The sequence below is a fragment of the Pseudomonas sp. PDM03 genome, assembly GCF_014852385.1.
Classification (GTDB): domain Bacteria; phylum Pseudomonadota; class Gammaproteobacteria; order Pseudomonadales; family Pseudomonadaceae; genus Aquipseudomonas; species Aquipseudomonas migulae.
On sequence record NZ_JACVBM010000008.1, the window covers coordinates 168,759 to 187,489 of the forward strand.

Genomic DNA, 18,731 nt, shown 5'->3' on the forward strand with positions numbered 1-18,731 from the left:
GGGTTAAAGAGTTATGGACCGGGATCACTCGCTCATCCACTGGATGATGACTTGGTAATCCTCGGCACTGCAGTCCATGCACAAACCACGCGGCGGCATCGCCTTGAAACCCTGGGTCACGTGTTGCACCAGCGTCTCCATACCTTTCGCCAACCTCGGCGTCCAAGCTTCCTGATCGCCCTTTTTGGGCGCCATGGGTAGTTGGCCGGAATGACAGGCACCACAAACACGGTTGTACACAGCTTCCGGATCCTGTGTAGCCTGAGCGCTGTAAAGCGGTATCAAGACACCGGCAGCTAGCAGCCATTTCGTCATAAAACGACCTTTTCAGGGTTGAGAGCGTTCTGCGTTCTAATGCGCAATCAAGGTCAATCGCTCTCGTGAACTTCATCCTACGCTGGGACAAAGCGCACACAAAATCTGCGGCATTATATACTGGCGTCACTGAAACGGAAACGACACCGCTTGCCGCGTCCATTCCCGGCGCCGCCCACATCGGAAATCCCATGCAACTCAAGAACCCCATCCTCGGCCTGTGCCAACAGTCCACCTTCATGCTCAGCGCTGCCAAAGTCGACCAATGTCCCGACGACGAAGGCTTTGAAGTGGCCTTCGCCGGGCGTTCCAACGCCGGTAAATCCAGCGCTTTGAACACCCTGACGCATGCCAGCCTGGCGCGGACCTCGAAAACCCCGGGTCGCACGCAACTCTTGAACTTCTTCAAGCTAGACGATGATCGGCGTCTGGTCGACCTGCCGGGGTACGGTTACGCGAAAGTACCTATCCCGTTGAAGCTGCACTGGCAGCGTCACCTGGAAGCTTATCTGGGTGGTCGCGAGAGTTTGAAAGGTCTGATTCTGATGATGGACATCCGTCATCCAATGACCGACTTCGACCTGTTGATGCTGGATTGGGCCGTGGCCAGCGGCATGCCGATGCACATTTTGCTGACCAAAGCGGACAAATTGACCTACGGCGCAGCGAAGAACGTCCTGCTCAAGGTGCAGTCGGATATCCGCAAAGGCTGGGGCGATGCGATCACCATCCAGCTGTTCTCGGCGCCAAAACGCCTAGGTCTGGAAGAGGCCTACACAGTACTGGCAGGCTGGATGGAGCTGGCGGACAAGGGCGCTGAACCCGTCGAGCAATAAATCGCAGGCAAAAAAAACCCCGGACTTCTTATGGGGAGGGGGAAGTTCCGGGGTTCAAGTTCCGGACCGCTAGGGCGGGGTCCAGATTATCTGCCAACACTTAACACAACATAGGAGCATCGAAGGGCTTCACCAGCCATTCAGTAACTCTGAGTGGCGCTTCACAGGTTTAGTTCCGGTGTTTCCAAAACCATTTGAAATAAGTCGGCTCGCTATCAGAAATAAGCCCCTTCATCGCGACACTATGCCGCAGCGAAATACCCTGTAGGAGCGAGCCTGCTCGCGATGGACTTGAGATCGCCGCGTGCATTCAGGAAACACGCGTCATCGTTAACGACCATCGCTGGCAAGCCAGCTCCTACAGAGGACGTGTCAGTGAGCCTCATCCCAGTTATTTCCCACGCCCACCTCGACCAGAAGCGGCACATCCAGCTTCGCAGCGTCGCTCATGTGCACGCGAATTTCCTCACGAACCTGGTCGACCAGGTCTTCACGTACTTCAAGCACCAATTCATCGTGTACCTGCAGGATGACTTTGGCGTCGAGGCCTGACGACGTCAGCCAGTTATCCACAGCCACCATGGCTTTCTTGATGATGTCTGCCGCAGTGCCTTGCATCGGTGCGTTGATCGCAGTGCGTTCGGCGCCTTTGCGCAGGGCCGGGTTTTTCGCGTTGATTTCCGGCAGGTACAGGCGACGACCGAAGATGGTCTCGACAAAACCTTGCTCGGCCGCCTGGGCGCGGGTGCGCTCCATGTATTCCAGGACGCCTGGATAGCGGGCGAAATAGCGGTCGATGTACGCCTGGGACTGTTTGCGGTCCACGCCGATCTGCTTGGCCAGGCCAAACGCGCTCATGCCGTAGATCAAACCGAAGTTGATGGCCTTGGCGCTACGACGCTGATCGGTAGTGACCTCTGCCAACTCGACGCCGAACACTTCGGCAGCCGTGGCTTTGTGCACGTCGAGGTCATTGCGGAAGGCGTGCAGCAAACCTTCGTCCTTGGCCAGGTGAGCCATGATGCGCAGTTCGATTTGCGAGTAGTCCGCGGCCAGCAGCTTGTAGCCTTTAGGCGCCACGAACGCCTGACGGATCCGCCGACCTTCGGCGGTGCGGATCGGAATGTTCTGCAGGTTCGGATCGCTGGACGACAAACGCCCGGTCGCCGCGACAGCCTGATGATAAGACGTGTGAATCCGCCCGGTGCGCGGGTTGATTTGCTCCGGCAGGCGATCGGTGTAGGTGCTCTTCAGTTTGCTCATCGAGCGGTACTGCATCAGCACTTTGGGCAGCGGGTAATCCTGCTCGGCCAGTTCCGCCAGTACCGCTTCGGCAGTGGACGCCTGACCCTTGGCGGTTTTGCTGAGGATCGGCAAGCCGAGTTTTTCGTACAGGATCACGCCCAATTGCTTCGGCGACCCGAGGTTGAATTCCTCACCGGCGATAGCAAACGCCTCACGCTCCAGCGCGACCATCTTCTCGCCCAGTTCCACGCTCTGGATGCCCAGCAGGTTGGCGTCGACCAGCGCGCCTTGACGCTCGATCCGTGCGAGCACCGGCACCAGCGGCATTTCGATGTCGCTCAGGACTTTGCTCAGGCTCGGAATCGCGTTGAGCTTTTCCTGCAGGGTTTGATGCAGGCGCAGCGTTACGTCAGCGTCTTCGGCGGCGTACGGTCCGGCCAGTTCCAGGGAGATCTGGTCAAAGGTCAGCTGCTTGGCGCCTTTGCCGGCGATGTCCTGGAAGCTGGTGGTGGTGTGATTCAGGTACTTGAGCGCCAGGCTGTCCATGTCGTGGCGGGTCGCGGTCGAGTCCAGTACGTAGGATTCGAGCATGGTGTCGAAGGCGATGCCTTGCACGGTGATGCCGCAGCTCTGATCACCACCGATGGCGCAGTTGGCCAGGATGTTCATGTCGAACTTGGCGTGCTGGCCGACCTTGAGTTTGTTCGGGTCTTCCAGGATCGGTTTCAGTGCGCGCAGCACGGTGTCGCGATCCAGCTGATCCGGTACGCCCATGTAGGAATGGGTCAGTGGAATGTAGGCCGCTTCGTTGGCCTGTACGGCGAACGACAGGCCGACCAGTTGCGCCTGCTGCGCATCGATGCCGGTGGTTTCGGTATCGAAGGCGATCAGTTTGGCGTCGTTGAGCTTCTTCAGCCACAGGTCGAAATCGGCCTGGGTGAGGATCGTGGTGTATTTGAGCTCGCTCTCGACGGCGGCTTCTTCAGCCACCGGCGCGGTGACTTCCTGACCGGAGCGCTTGGCGTCGCGCTGGTTTTCTTCAAACCAGCTTTTGAACTCGAGCAGAGTGTAAAGCTCGGCGAGCTTGTCGTGATCCGGCTTGCCCATTTGCAGGTCATCAAGGCCGATGTCCAGCGGCACGTCGATCTTGATCGTCGCCAACTGATAGGAGAGGAAGGCCATCTCCTTATGCTCTTCGAGCTTGGCCGGCAGGGTTTTCGCGCCGCGAATCGGCAGGGTCGGGACGATGTCGAGCTGTGCATACAGCTCGGTCAGGCCGCCGTTTACGCCTACGAGCAGGCCGGAAGCCGTCTTCGGACCAATGCCCGGAACGCCCGGAATGTTGTCGGAAGAATCGCCCATCAGTGCCAGATAATCGATGATCTGCTCGGGAGCGACGCCGAATTTCTCCTTCACGCCCTCCACGTCCATGCTGCTACCGGTCATGGTGTTGACCAAGGTAATGTGGCCGTCGACCAGTTGCGCCATGTCCTTGTCGCCGGTGGAGATGATTACCGGGCGGTCGGCCGCTGCGCTGCTGCGGGCCAGGGTGCCGATCACGTCATCGGCCTCGACGCCTTCGACGCACAGCAGCGGGAAGCCCAGCGCGATCACACTTTGGTGCAGCGGCTCGATCTGTACGCGCATGTCGTCGGGCATGCTCGGGCGATTGGCTTTGTATTCGGCGTACATGTCATCGCGAAACGTCCCACCCTTGGCGTCGAACACCACGGCGAACGGACTGTCCGGGTACTGCTTGCGCAGACTCTTGAGCATGTTCAGCACGCCTTTGACCGCTCCGGTCGGCAGACCCTTGGAAGTGGTCAACGGCGGCAGGGCGTGAAAGGCGCGGTACAGGTAAGAAGAACCGTCCACCAGGACGAGGGGGGCTTGGCTCATGAGCAGGATCAACCTTTTCGGCGGGTCCGGCGCTAGAATAGCGGGACCGTTGACGACAAAGGGACAAGGTTATCATGCGCACACTAAATCGCCTGTTGCTGGCTGGCTTGTTTGCAATTGCACCGTTGGCTGTGATGGCGGCGGATGACGCACCTTCGCCAGACCCGGATGTCACGATCCGCACGGAAGGGGATAAAACCATTCAGGAATATCGGCAAAATGGTTTTCTGTATGCCATCAAGGTCACGCCGAAAGGTGGCAAACCCTATTTCCTGGTACGTGCGGATGGCTCGGAAGGTAACTTCATTCGCTCGGACTACCCGGATATGCTGATCCCGGCGTGGGAAATATTTAAGTGGTAAGTCGTCCTTAATTTTAATCGGTGCCGCCATTTGCGGCGCCCGTACTGGCAGTTAAAACATGTCTGTGTTCACCCCGCTGGCTCGGCCTGAGCTGGAAACCTTTCTCGCCCCTTACGGGCTCGGCCGCCTGCTTGATTTTCAGGGGATTGCTGCCGGTAGCGAAAACACCAACTTCTTTATCAGCCTGGAGCAGGGCGAATTTGTCCTGACCCTGGTCGAGCGCGGTCCGGTTCAGGAGATGCCGTTCTTCATCGAGCTGCTGGACGTGCTGCATGAAGCCGACCTGCCGGTGCCTTACGCCTTGCGCACCACCGATGGTGTCGCCCTGCGCGAGCTGGCCGGCAAGCCTGCGCTGCTGCAACCGCGTCTGGCGGGCAAGCACATCAAGGAAGCCAACGCGCAACATTGCGCTCAGGTGGGCGAGTTGCTCGGCCATCTGCACCTGGCGACCCAGGCCAACATGATCAAGCGCAAAACCGATCGCGGCCTGGACTGGATGCTGGAAGAGGGCACGCAACTGCTGTCGCACCTGAATGCCGAGCAGAGTGATCTGCTGCAACGGGCGCTGGATGAAATCACGCAGCAAAAAGAGAAAATTCTGGCGTTGCCACGGGCCAACATCCACGCGGATCTGTTCCGCGATAACGCGATGTTCGAAGGCACGCACCTGACCGGGTTGATCGACTTCTACAACGCGTGCTCGGGGCCGATGCTCTACGACGTAGCGATTGCCTTGAATGACTGGTGTTCGGATGACGACGGTCTGATTGACGGGCCGCGGGCGCGGGCGTTGCTGGGTGCGTATGCAGCGTTGCGGCCATTCACTGCTGCCGAGGCGGAGTTGTGGCCGACCATGCTGCGCGTGGCGTGTGTGCGGTTCTGGCTGTCGCGATTGATTGCCGCGGAGTCTTTCGCCGGGCAGGACGTGTTGATTCACGATCCGATGGAGTTTCAGCAGCGGTTGGCGCAGCGGCAGAAGGTCAACACGCCGTTGCCTTTCGCCCTTTAAAAGCTTCGCGGGCAAGCCACGCTCCCACAGGGTTTGTGCCGTTCACAAATTTGGGGAACGACACAAACCCTGTGGGAGCGGGCTTGCCCGCGATTGGGATCGACACAAATGTCTGGATTACAACGACTCCAGACACCCCGCCAAATCATTCCCCAACTTCTCCAGCACCTGCTCATACCCCTGAGCAGTCGCCGGCGTGTACCCACCCAAAGCATCCAGCTCCGCCAGTTTCACCGGCAAACCCGCCACCAGTGTTTCCGCCAGTCGCGGCCGCAACGGCGGCTCGCTGAACACACAAGTCTTGCCCACTTCCTGCAACCGCGTGCGCATTGCCGACACATGCTGGGCACCCGGCTGGACTTCGGCGGCGACGCTGAATACCCCAGCGTGCTTCAGACCGTAAGCCTCTTCGAAGTAGTCGAACGCTTCATGGAACACAAAGTACGGTTTGCCCGCGATGCCCGCCAATCGTGCCTTCAAGCGCAGGTCCAGCGCGTCGAGACGTTCATCGAACGCCTTCAGGTTGCTCTGATAGCGCGCTGCGTTGGCTGGGTCGGCAGCGCTCAAATCAGCGGCCATTTTCGTCGCGATCACGCGAGCGTTGATCGGCGATAACCACAGATGCGCATCCAGGCTGCCCGGACGGTGATCGTGATCATGCTCGTCGGCTTCTTCGGCGTGGGAGTGACTGTCTTCGGCGAAACGACGCAATTTCAGCCCCGGCAGATCCTGCACGGCAACGCTCGGCAGCGTACGACCGTTCAGCACGCGAGGCAGGAAACCTTCCATGTCCGGTCCGATCCAGTAAACCAGGTCCACCGATTGCACCTTCCGTACGTCGGACGGGCGCAACGCATAGTTATGCGGCGAAGCCCCCGGCGGCAGCAGCACTTCCGGAATCGCCACACCGTCCTGCACCGCAGCGGCAATCAGCTGCAGCGGCTTGATGCTGGTGAGGACTTTGACTTCGGCCTGAGCAGAACCGATCAACAGAAAACTGGCGACAAATGCGACAAAGATAGAAAAAAGTCGGGACACGATGACCACTCAAAGAGGCGAGAACGGGTAACATAATAACGTCTCTCACAAAACTCGTCGCCGCTCATGCCTAAAACACCGATTGCCAGCCGTCCCCACGACCACTCTCATTGCGTGCATAGCGCACTGTCTGAGGCCGATGCCCTGTGCGCTCGGCAAGGCTTGCGCCTGACTGCCCTGCGCCGGCGGGTGCTGGAACTGGTGTGGCAAAGCCATAAGCCGCTGGGTGCCTACGACATTTTGGCGGTACTCAGCGAGCAGGACGGCCGCCGCGCTGCGCCGCCGACCGTGTACCGCGCGCTGGATTTCCTGCTGGAAAACGGCCTGGTGCACCGCATCTCCTCGCTGAACGCCTTCGTCGGCTGTAATCACCCGGAACACGCGCACCAGGGCCAGTTCCTGATCTGCCGCGAATGCCATGCCGCCATCGAGCTTGAACAAAAATCCATCAGCGACGCGATTATCACCAGCGCCAAGGATGTCGGGTTCGTTGTCGAAGGTCAGACGGTCGAAGTGGTCGGCCTCTGCTCGGGTTGCCAGGGGGCTTGATGAGCAACGCGTTGATCCGCCTCGAGCAGGTTGCCGTCACGTTTGCCGGGCAAAGCGTGCTGGATAACATTGAGCTGAGCGTCGAGCCGGGGCAGATCGTCACCCTGATCGGCCCCAATGGCGCCGGCAAGACCACCCTTGTGCGGGCGGTGCTCGGTCTGTTGAAGCCGGACAGCGGCAGCGTGTGGCGCAAGCCGAAACTGCGCGTTGGTTACATGCCGCAAAAACTTCACGTCGATCCGACGCTGCCGCTGTCGGTGCTGCGCTTTCTGCGTCTGGTGCCCGGCGTGGACCGTGCTCGTGCCTTGGCGGCCCTCAAGGAGGTCGGCGCCGAACAGGTGATCGACAGCCCGGTGCAAAGTGTTTCCGGCGGTGAAATGCAGCGCGTGCTGCTGGCTCGGGCGCTATTGCGCGAACCGGAACTGCTGGTCCTTGATGAGCCGGTGCAAGGCGTCGACGTGGCCGGTCAGGCCGAGCTGTACAGCCTGATCACCCGTCTGCGTGATCGTCACGGCTGCGGCGTGTTGATGGTTTCCCACGATTTGCATCTGGTCATGAGCACCACCGATCAGGTGGTCTGCCTCAACCGCCACGTCTGTTGTTCCGGCCATCCCGAGCAAGTCAGCGGCGATCCCGCTTTCGTCGAGCTGTTCGGAAAGAACGCACAAAGCCTGGCGATTTATCACCACCATCACGACCACGCCCATGATCTGCATGGTTCGGTCGTCAGCGCGGCCCCGTCGGCCCAACCTCACGTTCACGGAGATAGCTGCAAGCATGGCTGATTTTCTGCTCTACGCCCTGCTTGCAGGTCTGGCTCTGGCGCTGGTGGCGGGCCCGTTGGGTTCGTTCGTGGTCTGGCGGCGCATGGCCTATTTCGGCGACACCTTGTCCCACGCCGCCTTGCTCGGCGTGGCGTTGGGCTTCCTGCTGGATGTCAGTCCGACGGTGGCGGTCACCGTCGGCTGTTTGCTGTTGGCCGTGTTGCTGGTGACCTTGCAACAGCGTCAGCCGCTGGCGTCCGACACGCTTTTGGGAATTCTCGCACCGAGCACGCTCTCTTTGGGCCTTGTCGTACTAAGCTTCATGCACGAAGTGCGGATCGACCTGATGGCCTATCTGTTCGGTGACTTGCTGGCGATCAGCCCGACCGATCTGGCCTGGATTCTCGGTGGCAGCGCCGCTGTCATGGCCTTGTTGGTGACATTGTGGCGGCCATTGCTGGCGATCACGGTGCATGAAGAGCTGGCGAGGGTTGAAGGTCTGCCCGTGCCGGCGCTGCGCCTGACCCTGATGTTGCTGATCGCTGTGGTGATCGCGGTGGCGATGAAAATCGTCGGTGTGTTGCTGATTACGTCGCTGTTGATCATCCCTGCGGCTGCGGCACAACGTCACGCCCGGTCGCCGGAACAGATGGCGCTGGGCGCGAGCCTGCTGGGCATGCTCGCCGTGTGTGGCGGGTTGGCGTTGTCCTGGTTCAAGGACACCCCGGCGGGCCCATCGATTGTTGTGACGGCCGCCGCACTGTTTCTGCTGAGTTTTGTCCTGCCCCGTCGAGGGGTGTAGACTTGCTCGTTTTTTGCGCAAATAGAGAGTCGCAGGAATGAAGCCGTTCGCCTCCCGTTATCTGCTCCTTGTCGCATTTTCGCTGCTACTGGGTGCATGCCAAAGCACGCCACCGGCGGCCACCGAGGCCACTGATGCGCGGGCCACGGCCATCGCACAGCTCGAGCAAAGCCTCGCCAGCAGCGAACTGGCCACTGCCGAAGATCAATTGGCTGCCTTGCAGGCTGAGTCGCCAAACGACCCGTCCCTTGTGCAATACCAACGGCAACTTGCCGAGGCCTATCTGCAACGCAGCCAGATCGTGCTGCAAAAAGGCGATGTGAATGCTGCGGCAACCGCACTGAGCCGTGCGCGGGCGTTGATGCCCAAGGCGCCGGCGTTGACCGGTGGGGTCAACAACGCCATCGTCAACGCACGCAAGGCAGAGCTCGATAAAGCTGAAGCGGCGCTGTTGGCGGCCGAGGCAAAACCTCAGGCAAAAGTGATTGATCCGACTGCTGAAAGCACCACCGTCGCGTTGAACCTCACCGATATGAGCAAACTTCGCCGGCAACTGGATGCGATCGCGGCCGATGTGGTGAATTATCAATGTGACGTGAGCATTCAGGCGCCGCGTACGCAGGACTATCCGTGGCTGGCGACGTTATTGACCAAGCGGGTAAAGAAGCTGGATTCGGGGTTTGACCTGAAGTTGCAGAAGCAGATTTTGCGCAGTGTTCCGGCGCAGATGGTCCTAAGCCCGCGTAAACCTTAAAAGCTTCGCGGGCAAGCCTCGCTCCTACAGGTCCTGCTGCGTTTATATCGACGTCGCGCAAATCCTGTAGGAGCGAGGCTTGCCCGCGATGGCGTCCTAACGAATTACACAAAACTCAGGCCGGAATCGCCTTCGCCTTAGGCTCACGATCCCAAACCCGATGCTGCCCGATCGCAGCGAAAAACGCTTTGATCAACTTGGCATCCGTCCCCACGATCAGCCCCGCATCAACCTCAAGCTTCAACACATCCAGTAACTGCTTCGCCTCGCCTTGCAGCGCGATTGCCTTCAAATGCTTGTAAGCCTCCAGCACGTAGTGCAGCGCCACACCATCACCGCTCAACGCCTTGATGGACGCCGCGCCACCGGGCACGAACACCGCATCGAACGCGATCGAAGGAAGCCCTTCCATCGAAGCATCCACGGGCAATGTCTTGCCGTCAGCGGTTGTCACCGGCGCGGAAGTCGGGCCGAGCAGTTTGGCGTGCGCGCCTTCTGCGTTCAGCGCCTTCTTCATGGCATCAATGGCTGCGCCATCAACCCCATTGGCCGCCAGAATCGCCACTTTGCGGGTTTTGATGTCCGCCGGTAGCAAATTCGCCTGGCTCAGCGCTGGCGAGCGATCAAGTGAGAGTTTGCGCACCTCGACCGTCCCGGCCTTCGGTGCCGGCAAACCAAGGTTTTGGGCCACACGCTTGGCCAGTTCCAGATCGATGTTGGCGAGGATCTCATTCACCTCGCGTGCTCGGATGTGCACTCGCTCAACCTTGCCCAACTCAAAACTGTAGGCCGAGATGATGTGTTCCTGCTCGTGCTTGCTCATGCTGTGGAAAAACAGCCGCGCCTGCGAGAAGTGGTCGCTGAACGACTCGCTGCGCTGGCGGATCTTGTTGGCGTCGATGCGCTCCGGATAGCTCTCGAAACCGCCGTCCTGGGCGGCGGGCGGCGTCTCTTTCGGCCAGCCGCCATCGATGGAGTTCGGTTCGTAGGACGCACGACCCTTGTCGATGGTGGTGCGGTGCATCGCGTCCCGCTGGCCGTTGTGGAACGGTGCCACCGGACGGTTGATCGGGATCTCGTGAAAATTCGGCCCACCGAGTCGGCTGATCTGCGTATCGGTGTAGGAAAACAGCCGACCTTGTAGCAGCGGATCGTTGGAAAAATCGATCCCCGGCACGATATGCCCCGGGCAGAAGGCGACTTGTTCGGTTTCGGCGAAGAAATTGTCCGGGTTGCGGTTCAGCGTCATTTTGCCGAGCGGCGTGATCGGTACCAGTTCTTCCGGGATCAGCTTTGTCGGGTCGAGGATGTCGAAGTCGAAACTGTGCTCGTTTTCTTCTTCGATGATCTGCACGCCCAGCTCCCATTCCGGGTAGTCGCCCATTTCTATGGACTCCCAGAGATCGCGCCGGTGGTAGTCGGTGTCCTTGCCGGCGAGCTTCTGTGCCTCGTCCCACACCAGCGAACACGTGCCTGCGGTCGGGCGCCAATGGAATTTGACGAAACGCGATTTGCCCTCGGCGTTGATCAGCCGGAACGTGTGTACGCCAAAGCCCTGCATGCTGCGCAGGCTTTTCGGGATCGCCCGGTCGGACATCGCCCAAATCACCATGTGCGCGGACTCCGGCACCAGCGAGACAAAATCCCAGAAGGTGTCATGCGCCGAGCCGCCGGTAGGCATCTCGTTGTGAGGTTCGGGTTTTACCGCGTGTACGAAGTCAGGAAACTTGATCGCATCCTGTATGAAAAATACCGGCATGTTGTTGCCCACCAGATCGAAGTTGCCTTCGTCGGTGAAGAACTTCACGGCGAAACCTCGTACATCGCGCACGGTATCGCCTGATCCGCGTGGACCCTGAACGGTGGAGAAACGCACGAACACCGGCGTTTTTTTACCGGGGTCCTGTAAGAAACCAGCCTTGGTCAGCACGGAATGGTTTTCATAGCTCTGAAAGTAACCATGAGCGCCGGTGCCGCGGGCATGGACGATGCGCTCGGGAATGCGCTCATGGTCAAAATGCGTGATCTTTTCACGCATGATGAAGTCTTCCAGCAGCGACGGTCCGCGAGCGCCAAGCTTCAACGTGTTCTGGTTGTCCGACACCTTCACGCCCTGGTTGGTGCGCAAGGCCTGTTCGGTGGCGTCGGAGCGAAATTTTTCCAGGCTGTCGAGCTTGGCGTTGGTGTTGCCGCGGTCCAGGGTGTCGGTCCCGGCCAGTGCACTTTTAGGGGCGGCAGGCTTTTTCGTATTCATCAGTCGTAGACTCCTCGTTGCGATTCCCGCCGTAGCCAGGACGCTTATTCAGACCCCAGGCACGGCACCGGGGGCGTTTTCGAGTTGCCCTATTAGTGACTGACAGGGTTTTTAGCCGTTCCTTTTTTATGACCTTTGATCGCGTTATTGCCAAATGAAAGGTTGAATGCGGAATAAATGCTAATAACCTCTATACGGACAGGCTAAAATGCGCGCCCGGCTAACCGCTGATCCTTTTTCAACGCGCCCCACAAGGTTCGCTACGTGATCGAGTTTCAAAACGTCCACAAAACCTACCGCGTCGCCGGTAAGGATATTCCCGCCCTGCACCCGACCAGTCTGTCGATTGAGAACGGTCAGGTTTTCGGCCTGATCGGTCATTCCGGTGCGGGAAAAAGTACCCTGCTGCGTCTGATCAATCGCCTGGAGAACTCCAGTGGCGGCAAGATCATCGTCGACGGCGAAGAAGTCACGGCGCTCGACGCCAGCGGCTTGCGGCGCTTCCGTCAGCAGGTCGGGATGATTTTCCAGCACTTCAACCTGCTGGCTTCCAAGACCGTGGCCGACAACGTCGCGCTGCCGTTGACCCTCGCCGGCGAACTGTCGCGTGGCGAGATCGATCAGCGTGTGGCCGAGTTGCTGGCGCGGGTAGGTTTGTCCGACCACGCCAAAAAGTACCCGGCGCAGTTGTCGGGCGGCCAGAAGCAGCGTGTCGGCATTGCCCGCGCACTGGCGACCAAGCCAAAAATCCTGCTGTGCGATGAAGCCACCAGTGCACTGGACCCGCAGACCACGGCGTCGGTCCTGCAATTGCTGGCCGAGATCAACCGCGAGCTGAAACTGACCATCGTCCTGATCACCCACGAGATGGATGTGATCCGTCGCGTGTGCGACCAGGTGGCCGTGATGGACGCTGGTGTGATCGTCGAGCAAGGTTCGGTCGCTGAAGTGTTCCTGCACCCGAAACACCCGACCACTAAACGCTTCGTGCAAGAAGACGAGCAGATCGACGAAAGCGAACAGCGCGACGACTTTGCTCACGTGCCGGGCCGTATCGTGCGTCTGACCTTCCAGGGCGAAGCGACCTACGCGCCATTGCTGGGAACCGTCGCTCGGGAAACGGGCGTGGACTACAGCATCTTGGCCGGTCGTATCGACCGCATCAAAGACATCCCCTATGGGCAACTGACCCTGGCGGTCACCGGCGGCGACATGGAGGCGGCGTTTGCCCGCTTCACCGCGGCTGACGTTCATATGGAGGTGCTTCGTTAATGGACGCTCTGACAACGTTTTTCGCCAACATCGATTGGTTCGAAATCTGGCTGGCCACCGGCGACACCCTGCTGATGCTCGGCGGTTCGCTGCTGTTCACCGTTTTGCTGGGCCTGCCGCTGGGCGTGCTGTTGTTTCTCTGCAGCCCGCGTCAGTTGCTGGAAGCCAAAGGCGTATACGCGATGTTGTCGCTGGTGGTGAACATCCTGCGTTCATTGCCTTTCATCATTTTGCTGATTGTGATGATCCCGTTCACCGTGTTGATCACCGGCACTTCGCTGGGTGTCGCCGGTGCGATTCCTCCGCTGGTGGTCGGTGCCACACCGTTCTTCGCGCGTCTGGTGGAAACCGCCTTGCGTGAAGTGGATCGCGGCATCATCGAAGCGACCCAGGCCATGGGCGCGACGACACGTCAGATCATCACCAATGCCTTGCTGCCGGAAGCCCGCCCGGGCATCTTCGCGGCGATTACGGTGACAGCTATTACACTGGTGTCCTACACGGCGATGGCTGGTGTGGTTGGCGCCGGTGGTCTGGGTGACCTGGCGATCCGTTTCGGATACCAGCGTTTCCAGACTGACGTGATGGTCGTCACGGTGGTGTTGCTGCTGGTGTTGGTTCAAGTGCTGCAAACGGTTGGCGACAAGTTGGTCGTACACTTCTCGCGCAAATAATTTATGAGCAGGCCATTCGCTGGCGGGCGCCGCAAACAGGCGCCGCAAGCGGATATTCACAAGGAGTTAGCTGAATGAAAAAACTACTCGTCGCGTTCGCTGCCGTTGCAGCCTTTTCTGCCCACGCCGACACCCTGACCGTTGCGGCCACCCCGGTCCCGCACGCAGAAATCCTCGAATTCGTGAAGCCGGCCCTGGCCAAAGAAGGCGTGGACCTGAAGGTCAAAGTCTTCACCGACTACATCCAGCCGAACGTGCAAGTGGCGGAAAAGCGTCTGGACGCCAACTTCTTCCAGCACCAGCCATACCTCGATGAGTTCAACAAGGCCAAGGGCACTAATCTGGTTTCCGTGGCCGGTGTGCACCTGGAACCGCTGGGCGCTTATTCCAGCAAATACAAGGCACTGACCGAACTGCCGGGCGGCGCCACCGTGGTGATCCCGAACGATGCCACCAACGGCGGCCGCGCCTTGCTGCTGCTGGCCAAGGCTGGCCTGATCAAGTTGAAGGATTCGAACAACATCCTGTCGACCGTCAAGGACATCACCGAGAACGCCAAGGACCTGAAATTCCGCGAACTGGAAGCCGCGACCATCCCGCGCGTGCTGACCCAGGTCGACCTGGCGCTGATCAACACCAACTACGCGCTGGAAGCCAAGCTCGATCCGGCCAAGGATGCTCTGGTCATCGAAGGCAGCGACTCGCCGTACGTGAACATCCTCGTTGCCCGCCCGGACGACAAGGACAGCGAAGACATGAAGAAACTGGTTGCCGCGCTGCACAGCCCGGAAGTGAAAGCCTTCATCCTCGAGAAGTACAAAGGCGCTGTGGTGCCGGCGTTCTGATCGTCTGAAGCAATGAAAAAGGGGCGCATTCAAATGCGCCCCTTTTTTGTGCCCGAAACACGACCCCTGTAGGAGCCGGCTTGCTGGCGAAAGCGGTGGGTCAGTCACCATTTAATTGGCTGATCGGACGCCATCGCCAGCAAACCGGCTCCTACAGGGGGCGCGTCGTCTATTTGCGTTTAAGCATCACCGGCAATTGCGCCACCAGCTTCGCGTTGTTCAACGGCGCCCGGATAAACCCGCGCTGTGTCCCGTCCGGCCCGATCACCGCCAGGTTGCCGCTGTGATCAACCGTGTAGTTCGGCTTGCTGGTGTCCGCCGGAATGAACGGAATGCTCACCGCGTTGGCCAGTTTCTGAATGTCTTCCACCGACGCCGCCGTCAGGCCCTGGAACTGCGGATCGAAGTAGCCCAGGTATTGCTTGAGCTGCTTGGGCGTGTCGCGGTTCGGGTCGACGCTGACCAGCACGATCTGCAATTTATCCACAGCCTCCGGCGGCAGTTCGCTCTTGATCTGGCGCAGTTGGGCGAGGGTGGTGGGGCAGATGTCCGGGCAGAAGGTGTAGCCGAAGAACAGCAGGCTCCACTTGTCTTTCAGCGCGTTGACCGCCACCGGTTTGCCGTCCTGATCGGTCATCGTCACGTCCGGCAGATTACGGCTTTGGGGCAACAGGATGATCCCGGCGTCAATCAACGCGGTCGGGTCGCCCTGGCCTTTGCCGGACAGCACTTTATTGATGGTCAGGCCCAGAACCAGTGCGATCAGGGCAACAAGGATGAAGACGGTTTTCTGGGTTCGAGTCATAGGTTCAACAGTAGGTAGTGGTCTACGAGCAGCGCGATAAACAGCAGGAACAAGTAGTAAATAGAGTACTTGAACGTGTTGATCGCCGCGTGCGGTCGAGTGCCACGGTACAGCACCACGGCCCATTGCAGAAACCTTGCGCCCAGTCCCAGCGCACAAATCAGGTAAAGCATGCCGCTCATGTGGATCACATACGGCATCAGGCTCACGGCCAGCAGCGCGAAGGTATAGAGCAGGATGTGAATCTTGGTGTAGTGCTCGCCGTGGGTTACCGGCAGCATCGGAATGTCGGCCTTGGCGTATTCCTCTTTGCGATGGATCGCCAGCGCCCAGAAGTGTGGCGGGGTCCAGGCGAAGATGATCAGCACCAGCAACAACGGTTCGGCGCTGATGTGGCCGGTGGCGGCGGTCCAGCCGAGCAACGGCGGGGCGGCACCGGCGAGACCGCCGATGACAATGTTCTGCGGCGTCGCGCGTTTCAGGAAACCGGTGTAGACCACCGCGTAACCGAGCAAGGAGGCGAGGGTCAGCCAAGCGGTCAGCGGGTTGGTGAAGGCCAGCAGCAACGCCTGGCCCAGCACCGCCAGGACCAATGCGAACGTCAGCGCCGCCGTCGGTGAAACCCGGCCTTCGGCCAAGGGGCGTTTGTGGGTTCGGGCCATCACCGCGTCGATGCGTCGGTCCACCACATGATTCACCGCCGCCGCACCGCCGGCACACAAGGCGATCCCCAGATTACCGAACACCAGCACGGTCCATGGCACCCCGGCGCGGGTCGCGAGGAACATGCCGACCAGCGAGGTGATGAGCATCAGCACCACCACTTTCGGCTTGGTCAGCTCCAGGTAGTCACGCCAGATCGCCTGGTTGTGACGTGCGCCGATCAGAGTCGCCATGGCATCTCTCCTTTTATTGTTATGGGCCCGGCTGAATGTTTACGCGGGCTGAACCGCCAGCGTGTCGGTTGCTTGACCCGAACCAGACTCGTTCGCGCGTGATAATTGACCAGCACCATCGTCAGCAGCAGCGCTGCGCCGCCGGCGTTATGCGCGACGGCCACCGGCAGCGGCAGGTGGAACAGCACGTTGCTGATGCCGAGGGTGATTTGTGCGGCGAGGGCAATCAGCACCAGCCCGGCCAGGCGCGTCATGCCGACGACTTTCAATTGCCATGCGAGGCCGAGCAGCACCACTGTCACCAACAGCGCGCCGATACGGTGAGTCAGGTGAATCGCCGTGCGAGCATCGCTGTCGAGCTGCCCGCCGAGATAATTGGGGCCGATGTGCTGGGTCAGGTGAAAGCCGTTGGCGAAGTCCGCCGGTGGCAGCCATTGCCCGTGGCAGGTCGGGAAGTCGATACAGGCCACCGCCGCGTAGTTGGAGCTGACCCACCCGCCGAGGGCGATTTGCAGGATGACCAGCAACAACCCGGCCGTCGCCCAGTACTGCAAGCGCCGGGGCACGGTCAGCGCAGGCAGCACGCCGGACAGGCGCAGGGTCAGGAGAAACAACAGGCTCAACGTCGCGAACCCACCGAGCAAATGCCCCGTCACCACTTGCGGCCAAAGCTTGAGCGTCACCGTCCACATGCCGAACGCTGCTTGGGCAATCACCACCGCCAACAGAAACAACGGCAGCTTCACCGGTTGTCCCGGATGACGACGATGTACCCAGGCGCGACCGGCCAGCACCGAAATCAACAGCCCCAGCGTGCCGGCGAAGTAACGGTGGACCATCTCGTTCCAGCCCTTGTGCGCTTCGACGGGCGCATCGGGAAAATGCAGTTCGGCATGGGCCAGCTGGGCTTCGCTTTTCGGCACACTGATAAAGCCGTAGCAGCCCGGCCAGTCCGGGCAGCCGAGACCGGCGTGGGTCAGGCGGGTGTAGGCGCCGAGCAGCACCACAATCAGTGCCAGCAAGGTGGCAAACAGCGCGAGGCGAAATCCAGGTTTGGCCATGACGATGCCCTTATCCGATGTTCGACAGTTTCAGCAGATGGCGCAGGTCGTTGAGCAAGTCCTTGCCCTTCACCGTCGGGTCGTAGCGCAGCACCAGATTGCCGTGGGGGTCGATGATCCACAGGTGCGGCGTGTCATTGCTCTGAGCGCCTTTGGTGTAGGTCGGCAGGTCCAGGGAATACCGCTGCAACTGCGGGTACTCGCGTTGAAGTTTAGTCTCGTAATCGCTGTTCAGCGGCTGCGCGGTGGCGATGGCATGACTGGCGCGGGACGCATCGCGACCGAGGCCGATCTGGATTTGCCGTGCCAGATACACCAGTTGCTGGCAGTCCACTGCACACGCCTTCGGTGCCGTGACCAGTAGTTGCCAGCGCTCTTCCTGCGCCTGCACGCCAAGGTCGGCGCGGGTCTGGCCGTTGCCGATCAGTTCGCCGTGATAGCTGCGGCCTTCCGGCACCCAGAAATTCAGTTTGTACATGCCGGTGGCGAGGATCATCGGGCCGATCACCACGAGCAGGATCAGTAACAGCTGCAAGCGACCCTTGCGCCGGTTCGCCGGCGTTTTCGCTTCAGACATGCTGGGTGGATTCATGGCCGCTCCCATGGTGTTTCTCCTTTGCGTTGTGCCAGCCGAGGTAGATAAAAAGGCCGAGCAGGGCGATCGACATGGCGAACCACTGCACGGCATAAGCGATGTGTTTTTCCGGCCCTGTGGCAACGATCGGCCAGTCGGCGCGGTAGGTCGCAAGGCTGTTTTCTGCGCGTAATTCGTAGGCAAACCCTTCACGGCCCAACGCGGACCAGAGCTTGGTCGGCTCGACCGCTGTGATCAGCTGCGGCCAGGTTGTGCTGTCCGGGTCAGCGTGTAATTGAAACGTCGCGCCGGGGGAAACGTAGACCCAGGCATCGAGACTCAATGCCTGGGCGGGTGTACTGAATTGCGGCGGTGTGCGTCGGTCCGGCCACGGCAGCCAGCCGCGATTGACCAGCAGCCAGAGCCCGGTCGCCTGATCCTGAAACGGTTGCAGCAGCTCGACGCCAACCTTGCCGTCACGCTGACGGTTATCCAGCAGCAGGCTGTGCGCGGCGTCGAACTGGCCGTGCAGGCGAACCCGGCGAAAGGCCGGATCCTCGGTGTGTGGCAGTTCGGTGCTGGCCATCGGTTCGGCGGCACGGCGCTCGGCGTAGGTGTGCAGCAGCGCGCTTTTCTCTGCGCCACGGCCCAGTTGCCAGAAGCCGAGCGACACCAGCAGCGGCAGCAGGAGGGCGACCACCAGCGTTGGCACGATGCCCGGCCGAAAGCACTTCATGGCGTCGCCAGAAAGTCATTGGTCGCGATAGCTATACTCAA

General features: G+C 60.2%; 19 protein-coding genes. 10 read left to right on the plus strand and 9 right to left on the minus strand.

Features of this window, described 5'->3' with window-relative positions; genetic code table 11:
* Positions 1 to 24: 24 nt before the first annotated feature.
* Positions 25 to 315, minus strand: coding sequence for a c-type cytochrome (locus IB254_RS14345; RefSeq protein ID WP_008027657.1), 291 nt, complete (start codon positions 313 to 315; stop codon positions 25 to 27).
* Positions 316 to 506: 191 nt separating this feature from the next.
* On the opposite strand from IB254_RS14345, the gene yihA reads away from it, so the two are divergent.
* Positions 507 to 1,151 carry a ribosome biogenesis GTP-binding protein YihA/YsxC gene (gene yihA / locus IB254_RS14350; RefSeq protein ID WP_008044703.1) on the plus strand — a complete coding sequence of 215 codons (645 nt, stop codon included), beginning with the start codon at positions 507 to 509 and terminating at the stop codon, positions 1,149 to 1,151.
* A 372-nt stretch (positions 1,152 to 1,523) separates the two neighbouring features.
* Here yihA and polA read toward each other — a convergent pair whose 3' ends face one another.
* The gene (gene polA / locus IB254_RS14355) at positions 1,524 to 4,295 is read right to left on the minus strand and encodes a DNA polymerase I (protein WP_192228119.1); all 2,772 of its coding nucleotides are present in this window, start codon (positions 4,293 to 4,295) and stop codon (positions 1,524 to 1,526) included.
* A gap of 74 nt (positions 4,296 to 4,369) precedes the next feature.
* Between polA and IB254_RS14360 the strand changes: the two genes are divergently transcribed.
* Both IB254_RS14360 and IB254_RS14365 read left to right on the plus strand, forming a co-directional pair.
* Positions 4,370 to 4,657 carry a DUF2782 domain-containing protein gene (locus tag IB254_RS14360; protein ID WP_008027663.1) on the plus strand — a complete coding sequence of 96 codons (288 nt, stop codon included), beginning with the start codon at positions 4,370 to 4,372 and terminating at the stop codon, positions 4,655 to 4,657.
* A gap of 58 nt (positions 4,658 to 4,715) precedes the next feature.
* Positions 4,716 to 5,666: a homoserine kinase gene (locus IB254_RS14365; protein WP_192417852.1), complete on the plus strand. Its 951-nt coding sequence runs from the start codon at positions 4,716 to 4,718 to the stop codon at positions 5,664 to 5,666.
* Positions 5,667 to 5,783: 117 nt separating this feature from the next.
* On the opposite strand, the gene IB254_RS14370 is transcribed toward IB254_RS14365, so the two are convergent.
* Positions 5,784 to 6,704 carry a zinc ABC transporter substrate-binding protein ZnuA gene (locus tag IB254_RS14370; RefSeq protein WP_008027667.1) on the minus strand — a complete coding sequence of 307 codons (921 nt, stop codon included), beginning with the start codon at positions 6,702 to 6,704 and terminating at the stop codon, positions 5,784 to 5,786.
* Positions 6,705 to 6,770: 66 nt separating this feature from the next.
* On the opposite strand from IB254_RS14370, the gene zur reads away from it, so the two are divergent.
* From zur to IB254_RS14390, 4 genes are read left to right on the plus strand one after another with little or no spacing between them, the layout of a single operon-like run.
* Positions 6,771 to 7,253: a zinc uptake transcriptional repressor Zur gene (zur, locus tag IB254_RS14375; RefSeq protein WP_008027669.1), complete on the plus strand. Its 483-nt coding sequence runs from the start codon at positions 6,771 to 6,773 to the stop codon at positions 7,251 to 7,253.
* The gene (gene znuC / locus IB254_RS14380; protein WP_008027671.1) at positions 7,253 to 8,038 is read left to right on the plus strand and encodes a zinc ABC transporter ATP-binding protein ZnuC; all 786 of its coding nucleotides are present in this window, start codon (positions 7,253 to 7,255) and stop codon (positions 8,036 to 8,038) included. The genes zur and znuC overlap by 1 nt, the downstream gene beginning before the upstream one ends.
* A complete protein-coding gene (gene znuB, locus IB254_RS14385; RefSeq protein ID WP_192417853.1) occupies positions 8,031 to 8,819 on the plus strand; it encodes a zinc ABC transporter permease subunit ZnuB in 789 nt (262 codons plus the stop codon). The genes znuC and znuB overlap by 8 nt, the downstream gene beginning before the upstream one ends.
* Before the next feature lie 37 nt (positions 8,820 to 8,856).
* Positions 8,857 to 9,573, plus strand: coding sequence for a PA5502 family lipoprotein (locus IB254_RS14390; protein WP_192417854.1), 717 nt, complete (start codon positions 8,857 to 8,859; stop codon positions 9,571 to 9,573).
* 115 nt (positions 9,574 to 9,688) lie between these two features.
* Here IB254_RS14390 and katE read toward each other — a convergent pair whose 3' ends face one another.
* Positions 9,689 to 11,827: a catalase HPII gene (gene katE, locus IB254_RS14395; protein ID WP_192417855.1), complete on the minus strand. Its 2,139-nt coding sequence runs from the start codon at positions 11,825 to 11,827 to the stop codon at positions 9,689 to 9,691.
* A gap of 264 nt (positions 11,828 to 12,091) precedes the next feature.
* On the opposite strand from katE, the gene IB254_RS14400 reads away from it, so the two are divergent.
* The 3 genes from IB254_RS14400 (at position 12,092) to IB254_RS14410 (ending at position 14,618) form a co-directional block, all read left to right on the plus strand.
* Entirely contained in the window at positions 12,092 to 13,099 is a 1,008-nt protein-coding gene (locus IB254_RS14400) for a methionine ABC transporter ATP-binding protein (protein WP_008027677.1), read from the plus strand.
* Complete coding sequence (locus IB254_RS14405; RefSeq protein ID WP_192417856.1) at positions 13,099 to 13,773, plus strand: methionine ABC transporter permease; 675 nt, start codon at positions 13,099 to 13,101, stop codon at positions 13,771 to 13,773. Before IB254_RS14400 ends, IB254_RS14405 begins: the two co-directional genes overlap by 1 nt.
* A gap of 74 nt (positions 13,774 to 13,847) precedes the next feature.
* Entirely contained in the window at positions 13,848 to 14,618 is a 771-nt protein-coding gene (locus IB254_RS14410; protein WP_008027681.1) for a MetQ/NlpA family ABC transporter substrate-binding protein, read from the plus strand.
* A 169-nt stretch (positions 14,619 to 14,787) separates the two neighbouring features.
* Here the strand turns inward: IB254_RS14410 and IB254_RS14415 are convergent, their stop codons facing one another.
* Genes IB254_RS14415 through IB254_RS14435 form a run of 5 tightly spaced genes read right to left on the minus strand, consistent with a single transcriptional unit; the run spans position 14,788 to position 18,690 of the window.
* Positions 14,788 to 15,423 (minus strand): SCO family protein, encoded by a 636-nt coding sequence (locus tag IB254_RS14415; RefSeq protein ID WP_192417857.1) that lies wholly within the window; start codon positions 15,421 to 15,423, stop codon positions 14,788 to 14,790.
* A complete protein-coding gene (gene cyoE / locus IB254_RS14420; protein ID WP_008027686.1) occupies positions 15,420 to 16,319 on the minus strand; it encodes a heme o synthase in 900 nt (299 codons plus the stop codon). The genes IB254_RS14415 and cyoE overlap by 4 nt, the downstream gene beginning before the upstream one ends.
* Positions 16,307 to 17,380: a COX15/CtaA family protein gene (locus IB254_RS14425; protein ID WP_192417858.1), complete on the minus strand. Its 1,074-nt coding sequence runs from the start codon at positions 17,378 to 17,380 to the stop codon at positions 16,307 to 16,309. The genes cyoE and IB254_RS14425 overlap by 13 nt, the downstream gene beginning before the upstream one ends.
* A 10-nt stretch (positions 17,381 to 17,390) precedes the next feature.
* Positions 17,391 to 17,984 (minus strand): hypothetical protein, encoded by a 594-nt coding sequence (locus tag IB254_RS14430; protein WP_008027689.1) that lies wholly within the window; start codon positions 17,982 to 17,984, stop codon positions 17,391 to 17,393.
* Positions 17,950 to 18,690 carry an SURF1 family protein gene (locus IB254_RS14435; RefSeq protein ID WP_192417859.1) on the minus strand — a complete coding sequence of 247 codons (741 nt, stop codon included), beginning with the start codon at positions 18,688 to 18,690 and terminating at the stop codon, positions 17,950 to 17,952. The genes IB254_RS14430 and IB254_RS14435 overlap by 35 nt, the downstream gene beginning before the upstream one ends.
* Positions 18,691 to 18,731: the final 41 nt, after the last annotated feature.